This window comes from Pseudomonas sp. 06C 126 (assembly GCF_001855215.1).
In the GTDB taxonomy this organism is placed as follows: domain Bacteria; phylum Pseudomonadota; class Gammaproteobacteria; order Pseudomonadales; family Pseudomonadaceae; genus Aquipseudomonas; species Aquipseudomonas proteolytica.
Window position 1 is genome coordinate 46,641 of sequence record NZ_MIFU01000034.1, and the last position, 23,855, is coordinate 70,495.

20 protein-coding genes and 1 pseudogene are annotated in these 23,855 nt (G+C 60.6%); 12 read left to right on the plus strand and 9 right to left on the minus strand.

Features of this window, described 5'->3' with window-relative positions; translation table 11 throughout:
• Positions 1 to 112: 112 nt before the first annotated feature.
• Positions 113 to 2,848, minus strand: coding sequence for a preprotein translocase subunit SecA (secA, locus tag BHC62_RS05600; RefSeq protein WP_029295483.1), 2,736 nt, complete (start codon positions 2,846 to 2,848; stop codon positions 113 to 115).
• Positions 2,849 to 3,156: 308 nt separating this feature from the next.
• On the opposite strand from secA, the gene BHC62_RS05605 reads away from it, so the two are divergent.
• The gene (locus BHC62_RS05605) at positions 3,157 to 3,612 is read left to right on the plus strand and encodes a DUF721 domain-containing protein (protein WP_029295480.1); all 456 of its coding nucleotides are present in this window, start codon (positions 3,157 to 3,159) and stop codon (positions 3,610 to 3,612) included.
• 67 nt (positions 3,613 to 3,679) lie between these two features.
• Here the strand turns inward: BHC62_RS05605 and BHC62_RS05610 are convergent, their stop codons facing one another.
• On the minus strand, positions 3,680 to 5,158 hold the full coding sequence (locus tag BHC62_RS05610) for a helicase HerA-like domain-containing protein (RefSeq protein ID WP_029295478.1): 1,479 nt from the start codon (positions 5,156 to 5,158) through the stop codon (positions 3,680 to 3,682).
• Between the two features lie 197 nt (positions 5,159 to 5,355).
• Here BHC62_RS05610 and BHC62_RS29260 point away from each other — a divergent pair.
• Positions 5,356 to 6,387, plus strand: a pseudogene (locus BHC62_RS29260) (cache domain-containing protein); the annotation flags it as partial.
• Positions 6,388 to 6,480: 93 nt separating this feature from the next.
• Positions 6,481 to 7,245: a methyl-accepting chemotaxis protein gene (locus tag BHC62_RS29265; RefSeq protein ID WP_371128905.1), complete on the plus strand. Its 765-nt coding sequence runs from the start codon at positions 6,481 to 6,483 to the stop codon at positions 7,243 to 7,245.
• Between the two features lie 54 nt (positions 7,246 to 7,299).
• On the opposite strand, the gene BHC62_RS05620 is transcribed toward BHC62_RS29265, so the two are convergent.
• Positions 7,300 to 7,497: a hypothetical protein gene (locus BHC62_RS05620; protein ID WP_029295474.1), complete on the minus strand. Its 198-nt coding sequence runs from the start codon at positions 7,495 to 7,497 to the stop codon at positions 7,300 to 7,302.
• Between the two features lie 86 nt (positions 7,498 to 7,583).
• Positions 7,584 to 8,432 (minus strand): formyltetrahydrofolate deformylase, encoded by an 849-nt coding sequence (gene purU / locus BHC62_RS05625; protein ID WP_029295472.1) that lies wholly within the window; start codon positions 8,430 to 8,432, stop codon positions 7,584 to 7,586.
• Between the two features lie 349 nt (positions 8,433 to 8,781).
• Here purU and mvaT point away from each other — a divergent pair, with 349 nt between their 5' ends.
• Entirely contained in the window at positions 8,782 to 9,156 is a 375-nt protein-coding gene (mvaT, locus tag BHC62_RS05630; RefSeq protein WP_029295469.1) for a histone-like nucleoid-structuring protein MvaT, read from the plus strand.
• Positions 9,157 to 9,245: 89 nt separating this feature from the next.
• On the opposite strand, the gene sbcB is transcribed toward mvaT, so the two are convergent.
• Positions 9,246 to 10,673 (minus strand): exodeoxyribonuclease I, encoded by a 1,428-nt coding sequence (gene sbcB, locus BHC62_RS05635; protein WP_029295468.1) that lies wholly within the window; start codon positions 10,671 to 10,673, stop codon positions 9,246 to 9,248.
• Between the two features lie 210 nt (positions 10,674 to 10,883).
• Between sbcB and BHC62_RS05640 the strand changes: the two genes are divergently transcribed.
• The 6 genes from BHC62_RS05640 to BHC62_RS05665 are packed head-to-tail and all read left to right on the plus strand — an operon-like array spanning position 10,884 to position 17,551.
• Complete coding sequence (locus BHC62_RS05640; RefSeq protein WP_032866952.1) at positions 10,884 to 11,576, plus strand: RDD family protein; 693 nt, start codon at positions 10,884 to 10,886, stop codon at positions 11,574 to 11,576.
• Complete coding sequence (locus BHC62_RS05645; protein WP_029295464.1) at positions 11,573 to 12,553, plus strand: stage II sporulation protein M; 981 nt, start codon at positions 11,573 to 11,575, stop codon at positions 12,551 to 12,553. Before BHC62_RS05640 ends, BHC62_RS05645 begins: the two co-directional genes overlap by 4 nt.
• Positions 12,540 to 14,069: a DUF4129 domain-containing protein gene (locus BHC62_RS05650; protein ID WP_070994440.1), complete on the plus strand. Its 1,530-nt coding sequence runs from the start codon at positions 12,540 to 12,542 to the stop codon at positions 14,067 to 14,069. The genes BHC62_RS05645 and BHC62_RS05650 overlap by 14 nt, the downstream gene beginning before the upstream one ends.
• Positions 14,066 to 15,223 (plus strand): DUF4350 domain-containing protein, encoded by a 1,158-nt coding sequence (locus BHC62_RS05655; RefSeq protein ID WP_070994441.1) that lies wholly within the window; start codon positions 14,066 to 14,068, stop codon positions 15,221 to 15,223. The genes BHC62_RS05650 and BHC62_RS05655 overlap by 4 nt, the downstream gene beginning before the upstream one ends.
• The gene (locus tag BHC62_RS05660) at positions 15,220 to 16,212 is read left to right on the plus strand and encodes a MoxR family ATPase (protein WP_070994442.1); all 993 of its coding nucleotides are present in this window, start codon (positions 15,220 to 15,222) and stop codon (positions 16,210 to 16,212) included. The genes BHC62_RS05655 and BHC62_RS05660 overlap by 4 nt, the downstream gene beginning before the upstream one ends.
• A gap of 7 nt (positions 16,213 to 16,219) precedes the next feature.
• On the plus strand, positions 16,220 to 17,551 hold the full coding sequence (locus BHC62_RS05665) for a DUF58 domain-containing protein (RefSeq protein WP_070994443.1): 1,332 nt from the start codon (positions 16,220 to 16,222) through the stop codon (positions 17,549 to 17,551).
• Positions 17,552 to 17,612: 61 nt separating this feature from the next.
• Here BHC62_RS05665 and BHC62_RS05670 read toward each other — a convergent pair whose 3' ends face one another.
• Together BHC62_RS05670 and BHC62_RS05675 are read right to left on the minus strand one after the other, a co-directional pair.
• Positions 17,613 to 17,972, minus strand: a complete 360-nt coding sequence (locus tag BHC62_RS05670) for a PilZ domain-containing protein (RefSeq protein WP_070994444.1) — start codon at positions 17,970 to 17,972, stop codon at positions 17,613 to 17,615.
• Between the two features lie 226 nt (positions 17,973 to 18,198).
• On the minus strand, positions 18,199 to 18,573 hold the full coding sequence (locus BHC62_RS05675) for a hypothetical protein (RefSeq protein WP_029295455.1): 375 nt from the start codon (positions 18,571 to 18,573) through the stop codon (positions 18,199 to 18,201).
• A 176-nt stretch (positions 18,574 to 18,749) separates the two neighbouring features.
• Here BHC62_RS05675 and pyk point away from each other — a divergent pair, with 176 nt between their 5' ends.
• Positions 18,750 to 20,201 carry a pyruvate kinase gene (gene pyk / locus BHC62_RS05680; RefSeq protein WP_029295454.1) on the plus strand — a complete coding sequence of 484 codons (1,452 nt, stop codon included), beginning with the start codon at positions 18,750 to 18,752 and terminating at the stop codon, positions 20,199 to 20,201.
• Between the two features lie 95 nt (positions 20,202 to 20,296).
• On the opposite strand, the gene BHC62_RS05685 is transcribed toward pyk, so the two are convergent.
• Both BHC62_RS05685 and BHC62_RS05690 read right to left on the minus strand, forming a co-directional pair.
• Positions 20,297 to 21,046 carry an enoyl-CoA hydratase gene (locus tag BHC62_RS05685; protein ID WP_029295453.1) on the minus strand — a complete coding sequence of 250 codons (750 nt, stop codon included), beginning with the start codon at positions 21,044 to 21,046 and terminating at the stop codon, positions 20,297 to 20,299.
• 22 nt (positions 21,047 to 21,068) lie between these two features.
• Positions 21,069 to 22,001, minus strand: coding sequence for an iron-sulfur-binding ferredoxin reductase (locus BHC62_RS05690; RefSeq protein WP_029295450.1), 933 nt, complete (start codon positions 21,999 to 22,001; stop codon positions 21,069 to 21,071).
• Positions 22,002 to 22,301: 300 nt separating this feature from the next.
• On the opposite strand from BHC62_RS05690, the gene BHC62_RS05695 reads away from it, so the two are divergent.
• Entirely contained in the window at positions 22,302 to 23,825 is a 1,524-nt protein-coding gene (locus BHC62_RS05695) for a fumarate hydratase (protein WP_070994445.1), read from the plus strand.
• Positions 23,826 to 23,855: the final 30 nt, after the last annotated feature.

Below are 23,855 nucleotides of genomic sequence, written 5' to 3' on the forward strand. Positions count from 1 at the left end.
TCCTTAACGATGTGATGTCTGCACCGTCGTCGTCGACGGTGAATAAATGGCAAAACGCCGCGACGGCTGATGCCGGTCGCGGCGCGGGGTATTGCAGCGTCAGGCAAAAATCTTAGTTGATTTCGCCATGGCAGTGTTTGAACTTCTTGCCCGAACCGCACCAGCATGGCTCGTTGCGACCCAGCTTCTGCTCGTTGCGCACAGGAGCCTGGGCCAGGGCCACATCGACCTCTTCACCCAACACTTCCGGCGACTCAAGGCCCGGCGCTTCGTCATGCTGGAACTGCATGCGCGCGGCCAGGGCTTCGGCTTCCTGGCGCAGGCGGGCTTCTTCTTCGATCGGGTCTTCGCGACGCACCTGAACGTGGGACAGCACACGAATCGAATCGCGCTTGATCGAATCCAGCAACTCGGAGAACAGCGTGAACGACTCGCGCTTGTACTCCTGCTTCGGGTTCTTCTGGGCGTAGCCACGCAGGTGGATACCGTGGCGCAGGTGGTCCATGGTCGACAGGTGGTCTTTCCACAGGTCGTCCAGCACACGCAGAACGATTTGCTTCTCGAAGGTGCGCAGTGCTTCGGCACTGGCTTGCTCTTCTTTCTCGTTGTACGCGGCCAGCAGTTCGGCCATCAGTTTTTCGCGCAGGGTTTCTTCGTACAGGTGATCGTCTTCGTCAAGCCATTGCTGGACCGGCAGGTCGACACCGAAGTCGCTCTTCAACGCAGCTTCCAGGCCGGCAACATCCCACTGCTCAGGCAGCGACTGTGGCGGGATATGGGCACTGACGGTGGCGTTGAGCACGTCCTGGCGGAAGTCGGCAATGGTTTCGCCAATGTTGTCGGCGGCCAGCAACGTGTTACGCATGTGATAAATCACTTTACGCTGTTCGTTGTTGACGTCATCGAACTCCAGCAGTTGCTTACGAATATCGAAGTTGCGGCCTTCGACCTTGCGCTGGGCCTTTTCGATGGCGTTGGTCACCATGCGATGCTCGATCGCTTCGCCAGACTGCATGCCCAGGGCCTTCATGAAGTTCTTCACCCGGTCAGAGGCGAAGATGCGCATCAGGCTGTCTTCCAGGGACAGGTAGAAACGGCTGGAACCGGCGTCGCCCTGGCGACCGGCACGGCCACGCAGTTGGTTGTCGATACGGCGCGATTCGTGACGCTCGGACGCGATCACCTGCAAACCACCGGATTCCAGCACGGCCTGATGGCGCTTCTGCCAGTCGGCCTTGATCTGGGCGATCTGCTCAGGCGTCGGGTTGTCCAGGGATGCCACTTCCACTTCCCAGTTACCGCCCAACAGGATGTCGGTACCACGACCGGCCATGTTGGTAGCGATGGTCAGTGCGCCTGGGCGACCGGCCTGGGCAATGATCTCGGCTTCTTTTTCGTGGAACTTGGCGTTGAGGACCTTGTGCTCGATACCTTCCTTGTTGAGCAGGTTCGACATGTGCTCGGAGGTTTCGATGGTTGCAGTACCCACCAGGACCGGACGGCCTTGGGCCATGCATTCCTTGATGTCGGCAACGATTGCAGCGTATTTCTCGTCGGCGGTCAGGAACACCAGGTCGTTGTAGTCTTTACGCGCCAGCGGCTTGTTCGGCGGGATGACCATCACCGACAGACCGTAGATCTGGTGGAATTCGAACGCTTCGGTGTCAGCAGTACCGGTCATGCCGGACAGCTTGTTGTACAGGCGGAAGTAGTTCTGGAAGGTGGTCGAGGCCAGCGTCTGGCTCTCGGCCTGGATGTTGAGCACTTCCTTGGCTTCGATGGCCTGGTGCAGGCCTTCGGACAAACGACGACCGGGCATGGTACGGCCGGTGTGTTCGTCGACCAGCACGACCTGGCCGTCCTGGACAATGTATTCGACGTTGCGATGGAACAGCTTGTGGGCGCGCAGGCCGGCATACACGTGGGTCAACAGGCCCAGGTTGTGTGCCGAGTACAGGCTTTCGCCTTCAGCCAGCAGGCCGATCTGGGTCAGCATCTCTTCGACGAACTGGTGACCGGCTTCGTTAAGCTCGACCTGGCGGGTCTTCTCGTCGATGGAGTAATGACCTTCTTTGGTCACGACGCCTTCCACTTCCTCGATATGTTGCTCAAGGCGCGGGATCAGCTTGTTGATTTCGGTGTACAGGCGCGAGCTGTCCTCGGCCTGGCCGGAGATGATCAGCGGAGTACGGGCTTCGTCGATGAGAATGGAGTCGACTTCGTCGATCACGGCAAAGTTGAGTTCACGCTGGAATTTTTCTTCCATGCTGAACGCCATGTTGTCGCGCAGGTAGTCGAAACCGAATTCGTTGTTGGTGCCGTAGGTGATGTCGGCGGCGTAGGCGGCACGCTTCTCTTCCGGCGGCTGGAACGGCGTTACCACGCCGACGGTCAGGCCGAGGAATTCATACAGCGGGCGCATCCAGTTGGCGTCCCGGCGAGCCAGATAGTCGTTCACCGTCACAACGTGCACGCCCTTGCCGGACAGTGCGTTGAGGTAAACGCCCAGGGTTGCCACCAGGGTCTTGCCTTCACCGGTGCGCATTTCGGCAATCATGCCTTCATGCAAGGTCATGCCGCCGATCAACTGGACGTCGAAGTGGCGCATACCCATTACACGCTTACCGGCTTCGCGGGCGACCGCAAAGGCTTCGGGCAGCAGTTTGTCGAGGGTTTCACCTTTGGCTATGCGGGCCTTGAACTCTTCGGTCTTGGCGCGCAATTGCTCGTCCGACAAAGCAACCATCTGCTCTTCGAAGGCATTGACCAGCTGCACCGTCTTGAGCATGCGTTTGACTTCGCGCTCATTCTTGCTTCCAAAAAGTTTCTTTAACAAAGGCGCAAACATATCGGCAGGTTCTTCCACACATTAGGGATGAAGGGGCGCCCCGTAAGTCGCCCGAGCAGCCCTCACGGCCGCATGCGAACGAGCATTCTACCCGGAAACGAGGGTGAGGAAAGTGGCGTTGTTCCACGATGCAGGCACAGCGTTCCGGGAGGGCTTGTTTAAAATAAGGGCTTTTTGCTGACTTTCAACCCATTGGAGCGAGAAGTTACTTATTGATTTAATGGATAAACTGCTGACAAAGCAATGACCACAGTGCCGCACACGCTTTCTGCTACCATGGCGGCTCTGTTACCTAAGGTGTCTAGACCATGGCATTTCGCCCTCTTACGGCCCGAGCTCCCGCCGTGCTGCTGCGCGAAGCCAAGCCTTTAAAAGCCATCTTCGGCCATGCCCAGCGCCTTGGCCACCTGCAACGCCTGCTGGAAAGCCAACTGCAACCGGCGGCCCGCGAGCACTGCCATGTAGCATCGTGGCGTGACGGTACGCTGCTGCTGATTGTCACAGATGGGCATTGGGCCACCCGCCTGCGCTATCAGCAAAAACGCTTGCAGCGCCAGCTCCAGGCGTTTGAGGTCTTTGAGAGCCTGCTGCGCATCCAGTTCAAGGTCCAGCCTCCGACCGTGCAGCAAGGTGCGGTGGGGCATACCATGGATTTGTCGGTGAATGCCGCCGAAACCATCCAGGCGACAGCGGACGGCATTACCGATCCGAAGCTGCGCGCGGCGCTGGAGCGGTTGGCCGCTCATGCCAAGCCCAAAACCTGAGAGCGGCACAACCTAATGTAGGAGCGAGCTTGCCCGCTCCTACAGTTGATTCCATCTGCCGTAAGAACTACTTACGCTTGCTACCGCCCAGCAAAGAACCCAACAGCCCGCGCACCAATTGGCGGCCCATCTGATTGGCAGCCTGCTGCATCGCCGACTTCAACGCCTTGCCCGCTGTAGTTCCCAGGAACGCCCCGGCCTTGTCAGTAAAACTCGGCTCTTCTGCGGCAGGCGCAGCACCCGCCTCCGGCCCCAGTTCCTTGCGCGCCATCAGCACTTCATAGGCCGACTCACGATCGACCGGCTTGTCGTAGCGCCCCAAGAGCGACGAACTGCCGATCAAGGCCGTGCGCTCAGCGGCGGTCAATGGCCCGATCCGCGATTGCGGCGGCGCTACCAGCACCCGCTGGACCACCTCGGGCGTGCCTTTTTCCTGCAGCGTGCCCACCAGCGCCTCACCGGTGCCCAGCTCGGTCAACACCGCCAGTGCATCGAATGCCGGGTTCGGCCGAAAACCATCCGCCACCGCCCGCAGGGATTTCTGCTCCTTGGTGGTGAATGCCCGCAGGCCATGCTGGATACGCAAACCCAATTGGGCCAGCACGTTGTCCGGCAGATCGCCCGGCGACTGGGTGACAAAATACACACCCACCCCTTTCGAACGAATCAGCCGCACCACTTGCTCCAGACGGTCCTGCAAAGCCTTGGGCGTATCGGCAAACAGCAGATGCGCCTCGTCGAAAAACAGTGCCAGCAACGGCTTGTCGGCATCCCCGCGTTCCGGCAACTGCTCGAACAACTCCGCCAACAACCACAACAGGAACGTCGCATAGACCTTGGGCGACTCGTGCACCAGGCGGCTGGCGTCCAGCAGATGAATGCGCCCTCGCCCATCGCTGGCCGGTTGCAGAATATCTTCCAGCTGCAGCGCCGGCTCACCGAACAACGCTTCGGCGCCCTGCTGTTCGAGCACGGCCAAGCGCCGCAGCAAGGCCTGGCTGGAGCCGGTGGTCATCAGGGCGGCGTCATCGCCCAGCAGTTCGGGGTGGAACTTGAGGTGGTTGAGCAGAGCCTTGAGGTCCTTGAGGTCCAGCAGCAGCAAGCCTTCGCGATCCGCCACTTTAAAGGCTGCATACAACGTCGACTGCTGGCTGTCGGTCAGTTCCAATAGACTGCCCAGCAGCAATGGGCCCATTTCGCTCAAGGTTGTACGAAGCGGATGACCGGACTGACCATGGATATCCCACAGAGTTACCGGATAAGCCTTAGGCGCGTAATTCAGGAACGGCATACCGGCAATACGCTCGGCCACCTTGCCCTGGGGGTTGCCTGCGGCGCCGAGGCCACACAGGTCACCCTTGATATCGGCGGCGAACACTGCGACGCCAGCATCACTGAACGCCTCCGCCAGCCGCTGCAGCGTCACAGTCTTGCCCGTGCCGGTGGCACCAGCGATCAAGCCATGGCGATTAGCCAGGCGCATGGCCTGGGCGATGGGCTGACCTTCGAGATCTGCGCCAATAAGAAGTTGCGAGGAGTCAGACATTTTGTCACCCATGGTTAATCTTTAGCGCTGCACGGTCGATACAGACAAAGCGAGAGACCCAAAAAGTCTAAAAAAGTTAGACCGGATAATTCCTGCAGGAGCAGATGGAAATATCACACTTTATTTAATGCTGCCATTTGCGCGTCTGCATAAAAGACGCGCCTCGGACACTAAGACCTTAGCGGACACGACGAGCCATGAATAAAAATCTGCGCTTCAGCCACAAAATCCTGCTTGCAGCCGCCCTTATCGTCATTGCCGCATTTGCGTTGTTCACGTTGTACAACGACTACCTGCAACGAAACGCAATTCGCGACGACCTCGACAGCTACCTGCATGAAATGGGCAGCGTGACTGCCAGCAATACCCAGAGTTGGCTGGCCGGGCGCATCGTCCTGGTGGAAAACGCCGCCCAGAACATCGCCATCAACTCCGAGCCGGCCGTGGTTGCCAGCCTGCTGGAGCAGAAAGCCCTGACGTCATCGTTCATGGCCACCTACCTGGGCGACAGCAAAGGCGGCTTCACCATTCGCCCCGATGCGAAGATGCCCGACGGCTTCGATCCCCGCGTGCGCCCCTGGTACAAAGGTGCCCAGACCAGCAACGGCTCGACCCTGACCGAACCTTATATCGATGCGGCCACCGGCCAGTTGATCATTTCCATCGCCACCCCCAGCAGCAAGGCTGGGCAGAGTGTCGGTGTGGTCGGCGGCGACCTGAGCCTGCAAACCCTGGTGGACAACATCGGCGCGCTGAGCTTCGGCGGCATGGGCTACGCGTTCCTGGTCAGTGCCGACGGCAAGATCCTGGTACACCCGGATAAAAGCCTGGTGATGAAAACCCTGGGCGAGGCGTACCCGAAACAGGCCATCAAGATCAGTGCCGACTTCAGCGAAATCGAGGTTGATGGCAAAACCCGCATTGTCACCTTCGCCCCGATCAAGGGTTTGCCGTCGGTGAACTGGTATATCGGTCTGTCGGTAGATAAAGACAAATCCTTCGCCATGCTCAGCGAATTCCGCACCTCGGCCATCATTGCCACCGTGATAGCCGTAGCGATCATCATCGCGCTGCTAGGCATGCTGATCCGCGTGCTGATGCAGCCGCTGTACGTAATGACCCGCGCCATGGAAGACATCGCCGATGGCGAAGGCGACCTGACGCGCCGCCTGACTATCCAGAACCATGACGAATTCGGCATCCTCGGCAAAGCCTTCAACCGCTTTGTGGAGCGGATTCATACCTCGATTCGCGAAGTGTCTTCCGCCACCGGCCAGGTCAATGAAGTGGCACTGCGCGTGGTCAGCGCCTCCAACTCGTCGATGGTCAACTCCGACGAACAGGCCAACCGCACCAACAGCGTCGCGGCAGCAATCAACCAGTTGGGCGCCGCCGCCCAGGAAATCGCCCGTAACGCCGCCCAGGCCTCGCACCAGGCCAGCGATGCACGGCACCTGGCCGAAGATGGCCAGCAAGTGGTGGAGCGCAATATCAAGGCCATGACACAGCTGTCCGAAATGATCAGCGCCTCAAGCAGCAATATCGAGGCGCTCAACAGTAAGACGGTGAATATCGGGCAGATCCTCGAAGTGATCACCAGTATTTCCCAGCAAACCAACCTGCTGGCGCTCAACGCCGCCATTGAGGCTGCGCGCGCCGGGGAAGCCGGCCGTGGGTTTGCGGTGGTGGCAGACGAGGTGCGCAACCTGGCCCATCGCACGCAAGAATCGGCGCAACAGGTGCAAAAGATGATCGAGGAGCTGCAAGTCGGCGCTCGGGACTCGGTCAGCACCATGAGCGAAAGCCAACGCCATAGCCTCGACAGCGTAGAAATCGCCAACCTGGCAGGTGAACGCCTGAGCAGCGTGACCCAGCGTATCGGTGAAATCGACGGCATGAACCAATCGGTGGCTACCGCGACCGAGGAGCAGACCTCGGTGGTTGAATCGATCAATATCGATATCACCGAAATCAATACGCTCAACCAGGAAGGCGTGGAAAACCTGCAGTCCACCCTGCGCGCCTGCTCCGACCTTGAGCAGCAAGCGGCACGCCTGAAACACCTGGTGGGGAGTTTCCGTATCTAAACCGGAGTACAGCGCAAATCAACTGTAGGAACCGGGGCTAGACCTCTCCTACATTCAACCTGCGTTGTTTCTGTCAGGGCCGGGCTTGTCGTGCGGCTCTGACTCTTCCTGCAACTGCTCCCACAACCGGGCGGCGCCGGGAAAATCCGTGCCGTCCTCGGCATCCAAGTCATCCGGGTCATAGCGGCTCAAACACCCTTCGCCCAAGGTAGCGGGCGCCTTGGACGTGGCTTTATCCAGGGGATCACTCATCGTTGGATCCTCATCGCTGACACAAATAAAAAGGGCCTGGGTGATTTAACGCCCAGGCCCTTTTTGCTTCAACTAAAAACAGTCGGTCAGAACACCACGGTCTTGTTGCCGTGTACCAGCACGCGGTCTTCCAGGTGATAGCGCAGGCCGCGGGCCAGGACCATCTTCTCGACGTCGCGGCCGAAGCGCACCATGTCTTCAATACTGTCGCTGTGGCTGACGCGCACCACGTCCTGTTCGATGATAGGACCGGCGTCCAGCTCCTCGGTGACATAGTGGCACGTTGCGCCGATCAGCTTCACGCCGCGCAGGGAGGCTTGGTGATACGGCTTGGCGCCGACAAACGACGGCAGGAAGCTGTGATGAATGTTGATCACCTTGCCTGCATATTCGCGGCACAGTTCCGGCGGCAGGATCTGCATGTAGCGCGCCAGTACCACGACGTCCGCTTGATGCTGCTCGACCAGGCGCGAGACTTCGGTGAAGGCCGGCTGTTTGTTCTGCGAGTCGACCGGCACGTGGTAGTAAGGAATACCGTGCCACTCAACCATGCTGCGCAGGTCGTCGTGGTTGGAAATCACGCAGGCGATTTCACAGTCCAGCTCATCGCTGTGCCAGCGGTGCAGCAAGTCCGCCAGGCAATGGGACTCGCGGCTGGCCATCAGCACCACACGTTTTTTCTGCTCGGTGTCGGTAATGCGCCATGTCATCGAAAACTCTTCGGCGATGGGCGCAAACGCCTCGCGAAATGCCTCAAGACCAAAGGGCAGTGTGTCGGCACGAATTTCGTGGCGCATGAAAAACCAACCACTGAGATTGTCCGAGTGATGACTCGCTTCGGTGATCCAGCCGTTGTGGGAGGCCAGAAAGTTACTGACTTTAGCGACGATACCAACCCGATCCGGGCAGGCAATCACCAGACGAAAAGTGCGCATTAGGGGAAAACTCCAGAACTTCGCAAAGGCCGCCATTCTAGCGATACCGTAGAAAAACTGCAGTATTCCTCAACGCTTATTCGAGCGATTGCTGGCGGTATCCCTAAACAGCGTACGGTTTTTACCCCAGCACTATGTCAACACAAGCATCTGTTACCGCAATAAGCCAAGATCTAATGAGAATATCTTTAGCCGGTCGAGCGCACTAAATAATGCACTCAGCGTCTCTGACTACAAACGTTCAAAGTAAATTACATAAAACAGAGCTTAAATGTTTACTTGGGGAAACTGTCTGACTATTATTAGGCCACTATCCCTGTCCCTCAGCGCCCCGCATAAGGTAGTCCACATGTCCCTGATCAACGAATACCGTGCCACCGAAGAAGCTATCAAAGAGCTGCAAGCCCGTTTGAAGAATCTGTCCCAAGACGACAAACTGCAAACCGAGCTGGAATTCGAAGGCAAATTGCGCACCCTGATGGGTGAATACTCCAAATCCCTGCGTGACATCATCGCGCTGCTGGATCCGGAATCGAAAGTTAAAGCACCTCGCGGCGCAGTAAAAGTTACCGGCACCAAGCGCGCCCGTAAGGTCAAGCAATACAAAAACCCGCACAACGGTGAAGTGATTGAAACCAAAGGTGGCAATCACAAGACTCTGAAAGAGTGGAAAGCCAAGTGGGGCGGTGACGTGGTTGAAGGCTGGGCCACCCTGCTGGGCTAAGGCTCGCTGGGTCGTCACCTGATTCGCGACACAATAAAAAACGCCAGCTTGCTGGCGTTTTTTATTGCCCGCTGTTTATCAAGCGCTGATTACAGGCTCAGGCGCTGACGTAAAGCATCAGCATATTGCTGCCATTCATCCAGTACCTGACGCTGAAACGTTGTAGCACTAACGTCCAATTCAAGCCTGGCCTTATTAAAACTCTCCAGGGTATTGGGTGCACCGTAATCCGCGTCTGACAAGCGTTGCTGACAGAATAGTTTCCAGCGTTGTTGCTCTTCGTCATCCAAGGTGTACGCAAAGTTACGGGCACGATAGCGAAACAATAATTCCGGCAAACGATGATCATCAAAAGGCCACTGCTGGCGTGCTAGTTGCGCAGGTTCGGCAGCCCGGACTTGTTCGCATAAACGCCGATCACGATCGCCAATAAAACCATCGTAGAGCTGTTGTTCCGGATCGGCGGTTGCGGCGAAACCTTCTTCGGCATAAATCGCCGGCAATTTATCCCGCCAAAGTTCCTGTGCGTCAGTTAGCCGCAGCGCCCGGGCCTGATATTCACCCATGTCCAGATTCAAACGCTGCTGGTCTTGCGCCCGCAACACACTCAGCGGTGCGACCACCGGGCAGCGGTTGATGTGGACTAATTTGAGCGGCACCGGCAACTCGCCTTCAGCCAACTCATCGCGCCGGGTGTACAGACGCTGGCGCAGTGTTTCGGCATCCAGGTCCAGCAATCCCTGTGGGTCGAGCCCCAAGTCACAGACAATCAACGCGTTGCGATTGCGCGGATGCCACGCCAACGGCAGGACCACCCCCAGGTAATGGCGCTCGGCGGAAAAACGCCCGGAAATATGCACCATGGGCTGCAACAGGCGGATTTGATCCATGACCCGCTGCTTGCTGCGCAGTTGAAACAGCCAATCGTACAACTTCGGTTGTTTTTCCCGGACCAGGCGCGCCAATGCGATGGTGGCACGCACATCGGCCAATGCCTCGTGGGCCTGGCCATGGTCGATCCCATTGGCCGCCGTCAGGCGCTCCAGCTTGAGGGTCACGCGCCCGTCCTGCTCGGGCCAGACGATGCCATCGGGCCGCAGGGCATAGGCCGTGCGCAGCACGTCGATCAAATCCCAACGGCTGTTTCCGCCCTGCCATTCCCGCGCATAGGGGTCGAAAAAATTGCGATACAGACTGTAGCGGGTCATTTCATCGTCGAAGCGCAGGGTGTTATAGCCCGCGCCGCAGGTGCCGGGGGCCGCCAGCTCGGCATGTACCCGCGTCATGAAGTCGGCTTCGGCCAGGCCTTTTTCCGCCAGTTGGCCGGGGGTAATGCCCGTGATCATGCACGCCGCGGGGTGCGGCAGGATATCGTCGCTGGGCTGGCAATAGAGGTTGACCGGCGGCCCTATCTCATTGAGGTCAAGGTCGGTGCGAATCCCGGCGACCTGCAGCGGGCGGTCGCTGCGTGGGTTGATGCCAGTGGTTTCATAGTCGTACCAGAAGATCGAGGTCACGGGCTATTCCTGTGCTGAAGACCGACAAAGTCTAGGCGCTGGACGCCGCCCGGGGCCAGCGCAACGTGCACTGGATAAACATTCAGTGAAACCTTGGCGCATTTTCAGGTGTTACTTCCATCGACGACACTGCTAGCATCGGCCTCTCAATTTGCCGGCCGCCCCAGAAGGTCGCCCATGCCCAGCCACACCGCACTGCCAGGGAACGCAATGCCCACCGCCCCATTGGACACTCGCTACCAGATCGAGACCCCGGAAGGTATAGACCTGCCCTTGCGCCCCGCCGGGCTGATGCCCAGGGCACTGGCATTCGGTTTCGACCTGGGACTGCGCGGCCTGATCCTCGGCATCCTGTTCATCGCCCTGGCGTTTCTCGGCAACCTGGGCATCGGCCTCGGCTCGATCCTGCTGTTTTTCGTCAGTTGGTGGTACATGGTGCTCTTCGAAGTGCTCAACCAAGGCTGTTCACCGGGCAAGCAGGTCATGGGGCTGCGCGTGGTGCAGGATGACGGCACGCCCATTGGCTGGTCCGCGTCCTTGATCCGCAACCTGCTGCGTTTTGTCGATATGTTGCCGTTCGGCTACTTCCTCGGTGCCATAAGTTGCCTGCAACATCCCCACTTCAAGCGCCTGGGTGATATCGCAGCCGGTACCCTGGTTGTTTACCGCGAACAGCCCCTGGCTCGCCCCCAGTTGCCCCAGGCCCCGGCCTTGCGCCTGCCCTTTGCCCTTGAGTTGAACGAGCAGCGCGCAATCCTGGGTTTTGCCGAACGCCAGGGCGAACTGTCCGCCGAGCGGACCCATGAGCTGGCGGCGATTCTGGCCACGCCCTTGCAGGTTTCCCCGGCACGCGCCGTGGAACAGCTCAATGGCGTGGCCCGCGGCCTGCTGGGGCCGACATGAAACAAAGCCTGTTCGAAACCCGTCACCAGCCGCACTGGCAAGCCTTTGCCGCGCAACTGGCACTGCTTGAACAAGGCAAGGCCAAGGCCCACGACCTGACGCGCTTCCCCCATGATTACCGACGCCTGTGCCAACACTTGGCGCTGGCGCAGGAGCGCGGCTACAGCAGCTACCTGGTAGACCCGCTGCAACAACTGGCTCTGCGCGGCCATCAACAGCTGTACCGCCATCGCAGCCAGCTCGGCGCCAAGACCTTGAGCTTCCTGCTGGCCGACTTTCCCCGGACGGTGCGCGAGCAATGGCGCTTCGTGCTGGTGGCCAGCCTGTTGTTCTTTGGCAGCCTGGTCGGCATTGGCCTGCTGGTCTATCTGTTCCCCGACTTGATCTACACCATCGTCAGTACCGAGCAAGTGACCGAGATGCAAGGCATGTACGACCCCGACGCCAGTCGCCTGGGGCGCGCGGCCGAGCGGGCATCGAGTGAGGACTGGATGATGTTCGGCTACTACGTCATGCACAACATCGGCATTGCATTCCAGACCTTCGCCGGCGGCTTGCTGTTCGGCCTGGGCAGCGTGTTTTTCCTGTTTTTCAATGGCCTGATGATCGGGGCCGTTGCCGGGCACCTGACACAAATCGGCTACGGGCAGACCTTCTGGTCCTTTGTCATCGGCCATGGTGCCTTCGAACTGACAGCCATTGCCCTGGCCGGCGCGGCAGGCCTGCAGCTGGGCTGGGCGTTGATCGCTCCGGGAGCGTTGCCCCGGGGTGAGTCATTGCGGCTGGCAGCCCGCAAGAGCGTGCAAATGATCTGCGGCGTGATGGTATTGCTGCTTATCGCAGCTTTTATAGAAGCCTATTGGTCCTCCACCACCGCCGTGCAGCCCTGGGGCAAATACCTGGTGGGCGCTTCACTCTGGGCGCTGGTGATCGCCTATCTGGTGTTCGCCGGCAGGAGTCGTCATGCGCCTGAGTGACGCCAGCGTGGTGATTCGTCCTCGCTCCTCGTGGGAAGCCATGGACCTGGGGGTATTACTGGCCCGTAAGCACCGCGTGCTGTTGATGAGCAGTTGGGCCCTGGTGAGCCTGCCAATATTTATCCTGATCAGCGTAGTGCTGTGGGATTACCCGTCTGTAGCCGTGCTGGTGTTCTGGTGGTTGAAACCGGCCTTTGAGCGCTTGCCGCTGTACATCCTGTCCAAGGCGCTGTTTGGCCAGACGCCCACGCTCAAACAGGCGCTGCGCCAATGGCCGCACCTGCTCAAGGGGCAACTGCTGGCCAGCCTGACCTGGAGGCGCTTTAGCCTCAGTCGCAGCTTTACCATGCCCGTGGTGCAACTCGAAGGCCTCGCAGGCCTGGCCCGCCAACAACGGTTGGGGATCCTGCAACAGCGCAACGCTGGCGCGGCGCGCTGGCTGACACTGATCGGCATTCACCTGGAAACGGCGCTATGGGTGGGCTTGATGGCGCTGTTCTACCTGTTCCTGCCACAACAGGTAGAACTGGACTGGGACTGGCAACAGTTGGCGCTGGCCAGCAGCCAGGATTGGCTATGGCTGGAGCACCTGAGCAATGCCTTCTACGCCCTGATCCTGGTGTTCTGGGAGCCCATCTACGTGGCGTGTGGATTCAGCCTCTACCTCAACCGGCGTACCGTGCTCGAAGCCTGGGACCTGGAGTTGGTGTTCCGCCGCCTGCGCCAGCGCCTGGAAGCAGCAGTGGCCGTCCTGCTGCTGGCGGTCGGCCTGCTCGTGATCGCGCCAACGCCCCAGGCCATGGCCAATCCACCGGTCGACTCGAAACCATTGAGCACGCCGCAAGCCAGCCAATCGATCAAGCACCTGCTGGAACAACCCCCGTTCAAGAATCCGGAAACCGTTACCCGCTACCGTTTCGGCGAGGACCAGGGCGCCAACAAAACCAAGCCCGGCGCCGATGCCAAGTTGCCTGCCTGGCTTGAATCCTTTCTGAACAACCTCAACAGCGACACATTCAAGTCCCTGGCCCTGGTGATGGAGGTACTGCTCTGGGGCCTGCTGATCGCCGGGATTACCCTGCTCGCCTGGCGTTATCGCGACTGGCTGCAGGCCTTTGTCAGCCGTCGCCGCGCCCCGCGGCCCAAGGCGGAGCAGCCCGAGCCGTCCCAGCTGTTCGGCTTGGACATGGGCGTGGCAACCCTGCCTGCAGACATTGCCGGTGCCGCCGAACAACTGTGGGCCACCAAGCCCCGCGAGGCCCTTGGCCTGCTGTATCGCGGCCTGCTCAGCCGGCTGCTGCATGACTTCAACCTGCCACTGAAAAACGCCGACACCGAAGGCCAGGTCCTGGAACGTGTGCGCCACTTGCAGCAGCCGCAATTGCTGGCATTCAGCGACGACCTGACCCGGCACTGGCAAAACCTCGCCTACGGCCATCGCGTGCCGCCTGCCCCGGCCCAGCAACAGCTCTGCGCAGATTGGCGCAGCTTGTTCGACAGCGAGGCCGCGCAATGAACCGGCCGCTGATCTGGTTCGGGCTGATCCTGGCTTGCCTGCTGACAGCCGGGGGCTTCTACGCCTGGCACAAGGCGATTCCCTACAACGAAGTGGTCGACCGCGGGCCGTCACCCGAAGCCCAGGCCAACCCCTACCTGGCTGCAGAGCACTTCCTGGGCCAGCAAGGCCTGGCCGTCGAACACGCCCTCAGCCTGGAGCGCCTGGCCACCCTGCCCGCCAAGGGCACAAGCCTGCTGTTGCTCAGCGAGCGCAGCAACATGACCCCGCACCAGGTCGACCAACTGCTGGAGTGGACTCAGGCCGGCGGCCATCTGCTGTTGGTGGCCGAAGCCATATGGGATGAAGAAACCCAGGACAGCGGCGACCTGCTGCTTGATCGCCTGCAGTTGCGCCAGGCCTTCAGCGATGACTTCGATCAGCCGCCCAGCGCCCGCAAGGGCAAGAAACCTGACCTGACACGCCTGTATGTCGATAACGAAACCGCACCGGCGTTTTTCAGTTTCGACACGGACTACACCCTGATCGACCCCAGGCACCTGGCCCAGTTTTCGGCCAACAGCGCCAAGTCCAGTCACCTGATGCAACTCAACCTCGGGCATGGCCGCGTGACCGTGATCACCGACAGCGAGCTGTGGAAGACCCCGGCCATCGGCTTGCACGACAACGCCTGGCTGCTCTGGTACCTGACCCAGGGCAGCGATGTAACCCTACTGTCCAACACCGACGTCGAAAACCTGTTCAGCCTGTTGCTGCGGTATTTCCCCCAGGCCCTGGTGGCACTTGCCGCCCTGATTCTGCTGGGGTTGTGGCGTGCCGGCATACGCCTGGGGCCGATCCGGGCGCCCGCCCCGAAAGCCCGCCGCCAATTACAGGAACACCTGAATGCCAGTGCCGATTTCCTGCTGCGCCGCAGCGGGCAAAACAGCCTGTTGCAAGCCTTGCAGCGTGACATCCTGCGCACCGCGCGTCGCCGCCACCCCGGATTCGAGCAACTGGATACCGACGGCCAACGGCAGGTACTTGAACGCCTGACCCGCCAACCGTCTTCAATTATCAGCCAGGCCCTCGGCCCTCTCCCGGCAAAGCGGCTCTCCAGCGCCGACTTCAGCCGCCAGGTGGCTTGCCTGCAAACCCTCAGGAATGCCCTATGAGCGACTCTCCAGTGGATGTATCCACCCCCCTCGACACCGGGCGAGCCACCCAACTGGCCCAGGCTTTGCGCACCGAGCTGCGCAAAGCGGTGATTGGCCAGGATGCGGTGATCGATGACGTACTGACTGCGCTGATCGCCGGCGGCCATGTGCTGCTCGAAGGGGTCCCGGGCCTGGGCAAGACCTTGCTGGTACGCGCCCTGGCCCGCTGCTTTGACGGCGACTTCGCGCGCATCCAGTTCACCCCGGACCTGATGCCCAGTGATGTTACAGGGCATGCCGTGTACGACTTGCACACCGAGCAGTTCAAGCTGCGCAAGGGCCCCTTGTTCACCCACCTGCTGCTGGCTGACGAGATCAATCGGGCCCCAGCGAAAACCCAGGCCGCCTTGCTCGAAGCCATGCAGGAACGCCAGGTCACTCTGGAGGGTGAAGCCCTGCCCATCGGCCAACCCTTCATGGTGCTGGCCACCCAGAACCCCATCGAACAGGAAGGCACTTACCCGCTACCGGAGGCTGAACTCGACCGTTTCATGCTCAAGGTACGCATGGACTACCCTGACGCCCAGCAAGAGTTGGAGATGGTGCGTGAAGTAACCCGCTCCTCCCGCGCCGACATGCTCGACGTACAGCCACTGCGCACCGTGCTCCAGGCCGAAGATGTGCTGATGCTGCAGCAGGTCGCCAGTGAATTGGCCCTGGATGAACAGGTGCTTGACTACGCCGTGCGCCTGGCACGCACCACCCGCACTTGGCCCGGCCTGGCCCTTGGCGCCGGTCCCCGCGCCTCCATAGCCCTGGTGCGAGGTGCCCGCGCCCGGGCGTTGCTGCGTGGTGGCGAGTTCGTGATCCCGGACGACATAAAGAGCTGCGCGCTGGCGGTGTTGCGCCATCGGGTACGCATCGCCCCGGAGCTGGATATCGAAGGGCTGGAAGTCGATCAGGTACTTGCCCAGTTGCTCGACCAAGTGCCGGCGCCGCGCCAGTGACTTGCCCATGAGACCCACTCGCCTGTTGCTGGCCTGGCTCGCGGTACTGTTGGGTCTGGGCATCGCCCTCGGAACAGCCATGGCCCTGCAACTCAAGGTGCCAGCCGCCCTGCACTCCGTGGCATGGGGCCTGCTCCTGGCGCTGCTTTTGCTCGCATTGCTCGATGCTGTCCGCCTCAAACGCCGCCCCTCGCCACGCCTGCGGCGGCAGATGCCGGGCAGCCTGGCGCTGGGGCGCTGGAGCGAAGTGCGGATTACCCTGGAGCATGACTATGCACACCCCCTGGCCCTGGAGGTGTTTGATCATGTGCCGGATGGGTTGAGCGTGCAAAACCTGCCGCAGTCCATCGCACTGCGTCCCAGCGAACACAGCGAGCTGGGCTATCGCCTGCGCCCCTTGAGCCGTGGGCACTTCAGCTTTGAGCGTTGTGAGGTGCACCTCCCCAGCCCTCTAGGATTATGGACCGCAAAACGCCTACTGCCACTGCAGGATGACACGCGGGTCTATCCGGATTTTGCCCGCCTGTACGGTGCGCAATTGTTGGCGGTAGACAACTGGCTCAGCCAACTGGGTGTACGTCAGCGCCAGCGGCGCGGCCTGGGCCTGGAGTTTCACCAACTGCGCGAATTTCGCGAGGGTGACAGCCTGCGCCAGATCGACTGGAAAGCCACGGCACGGCAACGCACGCCGATCGCCCGGGAATACCAGGATGAGCGCGACCAGCAGATTGTCTTCATGCTCGATTGCGGCCGGCGTATGCGCAGCCAGGACGGCGAACTGTCGCATTTCGACCACGCCCTCAACGCCTGTCTGCTGCTCAGCTACGTGGCCTTGCGCCAGGGCGATGCGGTGGGCCTGTGTACCTTCGCCTGTGACCAGCCGCGCTATCTGGCACCGGTCAAGGGCAGTGGCCAACTGAACCAGTTGCTCAACGCGGTCTACGACCTGGACAGCACCCGGCGCGCGGCCGATTACCAGGCCGCAGCCAATCAGTTACTGGCTCGTCAGAAACGTCGAGCGCTGGTGATCGTCGTGACCAACCTGCGTGATGAGGACGACGAGGATCTGCTGACTGCGGTCAAGCGCATCAGCCGCCAGCATCGGGTATTGGTGGCAAGCCTGCGCGAAGAAGTACTGGATCATCTGCGCCAGGCCCCTGTGCAAACCCTGCCGGAAGCGCTGGCCTACTGCGCCAGCGTCGACTATCTAAACGCCCGGGAAGAACTCCATGACCGTCTGAAGGCACAGGGCTTCGCCGTACTGGATGCTCACCCGTCGGATTTGGGTGCGGATCTGGTAACGCGTTATCTGGGCTGGAAAAAAGGCGGCGTGCTATGAAGGTGCACCTGGTACAGGTATCCGTTCAACGATCAGCACGGGGCCGACAACGTTCGTCGCGCTAGGCCGAGGCCTGCTGGGGAACAAAACTGAAGTACTGCGACAGTGCCAGGATCAATTGCCCGTACTCGGCAGGTGCCTGTAACAGCATGAAACCCGAATCATAATGCTGAGGGTTGATGTCTTCACGGCTCCACAGGCACCTGGCAGTGAAGTCAATTGCATGCACATCTCCCTCAAGCCCGGGGATCTTCAAGCACAGCTCGAAATCCACGTTGATCATCATCGGTAGCTGACTGGCCAACATCAGGCCTTCGCTGGAAATATTCCCCAGATAACCGATGGGTTTGTCCGTGAAGCGGTTGAACACCTGCAAGCAACAAGGCAACTGGTGCCGCTCAATCCGTCGATTGGTAAACATGATGCCATCCAATGGCCATGATTTTGGCCGTTCAGTGGTTCGGACCGGAGCGTTATCAACAACACCCCACTCTCCATGGTTCTCGGTGGGACAGCAACCTCCGCCCTGGCACTTTACCGCCGCCGAATCCGAGAATTGCATCTGTTTGGATTGAAAGTTGTACAAACAGACATCCAAAGGATAGCCCAACTCCGGCAAGAGACCAGCTATGAAATGATAGACACCATCACAATGCAGCTGGCCTTGCTCGTGCGGGGCTTGCACCTGGGTAATGCCCCAGTTGTTGCAGCGTATCCAGGCGTGCACGCGCGCGGAACGCGTATTCGCTCGACGGGTACTGGCTGATGATGAACTGATACGTCTGCACCGCGTCCACAAACAACTTCTGCCGCTCCAGGCACTGCCCACGCAGCATCGAGACCTCCGGCTGCACGTAGCGCCGTGAGCGGCTCTCGCGGTCCACCTGGGACAATTCCAGGGTGACCCGTTCGCAGTCGCCTACGTTGTAGGCACGGTAGGCATTGTTCAAATGATGGTCCATCGACCAACGGGTGCAGCCGACAACACTGACGGCCAGGGCAGCAATGATCAAAACTCGCATGGGGTGTTCTCCTGTCTTGAGCAGTGTATCGACCCTTGGGCGAAAATCTTCAGGGTTGTTCGTCCCGCTCCTTAGAGTGAAAACAAGCGAATCGATAATAAGTAGTGCAAACGAACAATGACTACAGCCAAAGAGCATAGTAGCCTTCCCCAGCGCTAGAACTCAGGAGTCCGTGCATGTCCGTCCGTCGTACCAAAATCGTCGCCACCCTTGGCCCGGCCAGTAACTCGCCGGAAGTCCTCGAACAGCTGATTCTGGCTGGCCTGGACGTTGCCCGTCTGAACTTCTCCCACGGCACCCCGGACGAGCACAAGGCTCGCGCCAAGCTGGTACGTGACCTCGCCGCCAAGCATGGCCGCTTCGTCGCGCTGCTGGGTGACCTGCAAGGTCCGAAGATCCGGATCGCCAAATTCGCCAACAAGCGCATCGAGCTGAAGATTGGTGACAAATTCACCTTCTCCACCAGCCATCCGCTGACCGAAGGCAACCAGCAGGTTGTGGGTATCGACTACCCGGACCTGGTGAAAGACTGCGGCGTCGGCGACGAACTGCTGTTGGACGATGGCCGAGTGGTCATGCGCGTCGACACCGCCACCGTCACCGAGCTGAACTGCACCGTGATCATCGGCGGCCCGCTGTCCGACCACAAAGGCATCAACCGTCGTGGTGGCGGCCTGACTGCACCGGCCCTGACCGAGAAAGACAAGGCTGACATCAAGCTCGCCGCCGAAATGGAAGTGGACTACCTCGCCGTTTCCTTCCCACGCGACGCTGCCGACATGGAATACGCCCGCCAACTGCGCGACGAAGCCGGCGGTACTGCCTGGCTGGTCGCGAAGATCGAGCGCGCTGAAGCCGTGGCCGACGACGAAACCCTCGACGGCCTGATCAAGGCGTCCGACGCAGTGATGGTTGCCCGTGGCGACCTCGGCGTAGAAATCGGTGACGCGGAACTGATCGGCATCCAGAAGAAAATCATCCTGCACGCACGCCGCCACAATAAAGCGGTGATCGTTGCGACCCAGATGATGGAGTCGATGATCCAGAACCCGATGCCAACCCGTGCCGAAGTGTCCGACGTGGCCAACGCCGTGCTCGACTACACCGACGCCGTAATGCTCTCGGCGGAAAGTGCCGCCGGCCCGTACCCGCTGGAAGCGGTCCAGGCCATGGCGCGGATCTGCGTCGGCGCTGAAAAGCACCCGACCAGCAAGACCTCCAGCCACCGCATCGGCAAGGTGTTCGAAAGCTGCGACCAGAGCATCGCCCTGGCCGCCATGTACACCGCCAACCACTTCCCGGGTGTGAAGGCGATCATCGCCCTGACCGAAAGTGGCTACACCCCGTTGATCATGTCGCGCATCCGCTCCTCGATCCCGATCTACGCGTTCTCCCCGCACCGCGAAACCCAGGCCCGCGCGGCCATGTTCCGTGGCGTGTACACCGTACCGTTCGACCCGGCGTCGTTGCCGCCTGAGCAAGTCAGCCAGGCTGCCATCGACGAACTGCTCAAGCGTGGCGTCGTGGAGAAAGGCGATTGGGTGATCCTGACCAAGGGTGACAGCTACCACACCATCGGCGGCACCAACGGCATGAAGATCCTGCACGTTGGCGACCCAATGGTCTGAGTGACCTGCTGAAAGCAAAGGCCCTGTCATGTGAGTGACAGGGCCTTTTGCATTTCTAATCAGGGTGAGGGGGTGGTTGCACTGGCGCTTCGATTTCAGCGCCGGGCAATAAACCCCGACAACGCCGCAATCGCCTCCGGCGACCTCAACCGCTGGGTAAACAGCGCGCCCTCCTCCTCAATCACCTGGCGCAACTGCTCGCGATCAACGCTCTTCATCAACTGCTTGCTGATTTGCACTGCACCCGGCGCCAGAGTCTCGAAGCGTTCGGCCACCTCCCGCGCCTTGGCCAAGGCTGCCTCACCACTGTCCAGCGCTTGCGTGGCGATGCCCCACTGTGCCGCTTGCTCGCCGCTAAACCCTTCGCCCAGCAGCAACAATTCGGCAGCCTTTGCATGCCCAAGCAAACGCGGCAGGATCAGACTGGAGCCGAACTCCGGGCACAGTCCCAGGTTGACAAACGGCATGCGCAACCGGGCATCACGGCTGACATACACCAGGTCGCAATGCAGCAACAGCGTGGTACCAATGCCCACTGCAGCGCCCGCCACACCGGCAATCACCGGTTTGCGGCAATTGAGCAGGCTCTTCATAAAGAGGAACGGTGGGCTGTCCAGGTCCGTGGGCGGTTGCTGCAGGAAGTCGCCGATATCATTGCCGGCGGTAAAACACTCGCTGCTGCCCTGGATCAGCACCGCATTGACCGTGTTGTCGGCATCGGCCTGCTCCAACGCCGCGGCCAACTGGTGGTACATCGCGCGGGTCAGGGCGTTTTTCTTGTCGGGGCGATTGAACTGCAGAATCAGCAGCCCACGGTCACGTTGCAGCACAATGGCATCGGTCATGGTGAGTCTCGCAGATAGGCGCTCAACCACGGGGCAGGAACACATCCGCCAGCAGTTGATTACGCGGCAAGCCCGCCAGGAACAGGCGCTTGGAAAAGGCCTCGACACTGCCGGGATGCCCGCAGAGTAAGGCCAGGGTTTGCCGGGAAACAAGCCGCAGTTGCGCCAAAGCACCGGCCAACTGCGCCGCTGTCCACAGCTCCACGATGAGGTTTTCATGGCTGGCGGCCAGTTGGGCCAGGGGCTCGGCCAGATAATGCGCGTGCGTATCATGGGCCAGGTGAATCACGCGGATGACGCCCTGGTGATCCTGGCGCAAGGCCTCACGCAACACGCCCCACAACGGGCCCAGGCCAGTGCCGGATGCCAGCAGCCACAGCGGCCGGGATTGCCAGTCCGGGTCATAGTGCAACGCCCCACCGCGCAATTCGCCCAGGCGCAGTTGATCACCGGCCTGTAACTGCCGGGCAAGATCGCTGAACTCGCCGGGCAGGCGGCAATCGAGATGGAACTCCAGGAACGGATCTTCCCCGGGCAAGCTGGCCAGGGAATAAGGCCGCGCCACCGTACCCGCCCATAGCACCAGGTGCTGCCCGGCTCGGTAACGCAGGCCTCGCTCCGGTTGCAGGCGCAGGCGCAGCACCGTCGGGTGCAGCCAGTCCGCGCTCAGTACCGTGGCCGCCGTGCCGTCGCGCAATGGGTCAAAGGCCTCAACCTGCACATCACCTGTAACCTGGCACTGGCAGGCCAGGCGCCAGCCATCCTGGCGCTGGGCCGGGCTCAGGGCGTCGGGTTGCTTGTCCTCGACCTCACCCCGGCAACGCACCAGGCAGGCATGGCAACTCCCCGCCCGGCAGCTGTAGGGCACAGCCACACCGGCCTGGTTCAAGGCATCCAGCAGATTGCTGCCGGTGGAGACCGACCAGTGGCGTGCGCCGACGTGCAGTTCAGGCATAAAACTCTTCAGCTGTAGGAGCGAGCTTGCTCGCGAATGTCGCTAACGATAACGCGGGCTGCCTGACGAAACCCACCAGATTCACGTTTTTCGCGAGCAAGCTCGCTCCTACAGCTAAATCGAGCCGGCCATTCATGACCATCGTCGGGTGTATCAGCCACCGCGCCGGGTTATACTGCCGCGCCTTTTTAGCGTCGCGCCAGCACTACCCGGCGTGCCTTGGAAAAGGTGGCTCCAGCGACCGATACACCCATCTGAAGCCACCTTTATTGAATGTTCCCTTATAGAGGAGCGCGACTCATGACCGTGATCAAGCAAGACGACCTGATTCAGAGCGTTGCCGACGCCCTGCAATTCATTTCCTACTACCACCCCGTTGACTTCATTCAGGCAATGCATGAGGCCTACCTGCGCGAAGAATCGCCGGCCGCCCGTGACTCCATGGCCCAGATCCTGATCAACTCGCGCATGTGTGCCACCGGCCACCGCCCGATCTGCCAGGACACCGGGATCGTTACCGTGTTCGTACGCGTCGGCATGGATGTACGTTGGGATGGCGCCACCATGGGCCTGGACGACATGATCAACGAAGGCGTGCGTCGCGCCTACAACCTGCCGGAAAACGTCCTGCGGGCCTCGATCCTCGCCGATCCGGCAGGTAGCAGGAAGAACACCAAGGACAACACCCCAGCGGTCATCCACTACTCCATCGTTCCGGGTAACACCGTGGAAGTGGACGTGGCCGCCAAGGGTGGTGGTTCCGAGAACAAGTCGAAAATGGCCATGCTCAACCCGTCCGACTCGATCGTCGACTGGGTCCTCAAGACCGTGCCGACCATGGGTGCCGGCTGGTGCCCACCGGGCATGCTCGGCATTGGTATCGGCGGCACCGCCGAGAAAGCCGCGGTGATGGCCAAGGAAGTGTTGATGGAATCCATCGACATCCACGAGCTGAAAAAGCGCGGCCCTTCCAACCGTATCGAAGAAATGCGCCTGGAGCTGTTCGAGAAGGTCAACCAACTGGGGATCGGCGCCCAGGGCCTGGGTGGCCTGACCACCGTGCTCGACGTGAAGATCATGGATTACCCGACCCACGCCGCCTCGTTGCCGGTGTGCATGATCCCCAACTGCGCCGCCACCCGTCACGCACACTTCGTGCTCGACGGTTCCGGCCCGGCCTCGCTGGAAGCGCCACCGCTGGACGCCTACCCGGAAATCGTCTGGGAAGCCGGCCCGTCGGCCCGCCGCGTCAACCTCGACACCCTGACCCCGGAAGACGTGCAGAGCTGGAAACCGGGCGAAACCGTGCTGCTCAACGGCAAGATGCTCACCGGGCGCGACGCGGCGCACAAGCGCATGGTCGAGATGCTGAACAAGGGTGAAACCTTGCCGGTAGACCTCAAGGGTCGCTTCATCTACTACGTCGGCCCGGTCGATCCGGTGCGCGAAGAAGTGGTTGGCCCGGCTGGCCCGACCACCGCCACGCGGATGGACAAGTTCACCCGCCAGATCCTCGAGCAGACTGGCCTGTTGGGCATGATCGGCAAATCCGAGCGCGGCCCGACCGCCATCGAAGCAATCAAGGACCACAAGGCCGTGTACCTGATGGCCGTGGGTGGCGCGGCTTACCTGGTGGCGCAAGCCATCAAGAAATCGCGTGTGGTGGCCTTCGCCGAACTGGGCATGGAAGCGATCTACGAGTTCGACGTCAAAGACATGCCGGTCACAGTGGCTGTCGACAGCAACGGCGAGTCGGTCCACATCACTGGCCCTGCCATCTGGCAGAAAAAGATCAGTGAGAGCCTGGCGGTAGAAGTGCAGTAAGCACCCTGCGCTGAAAAAAGCCACGCTACC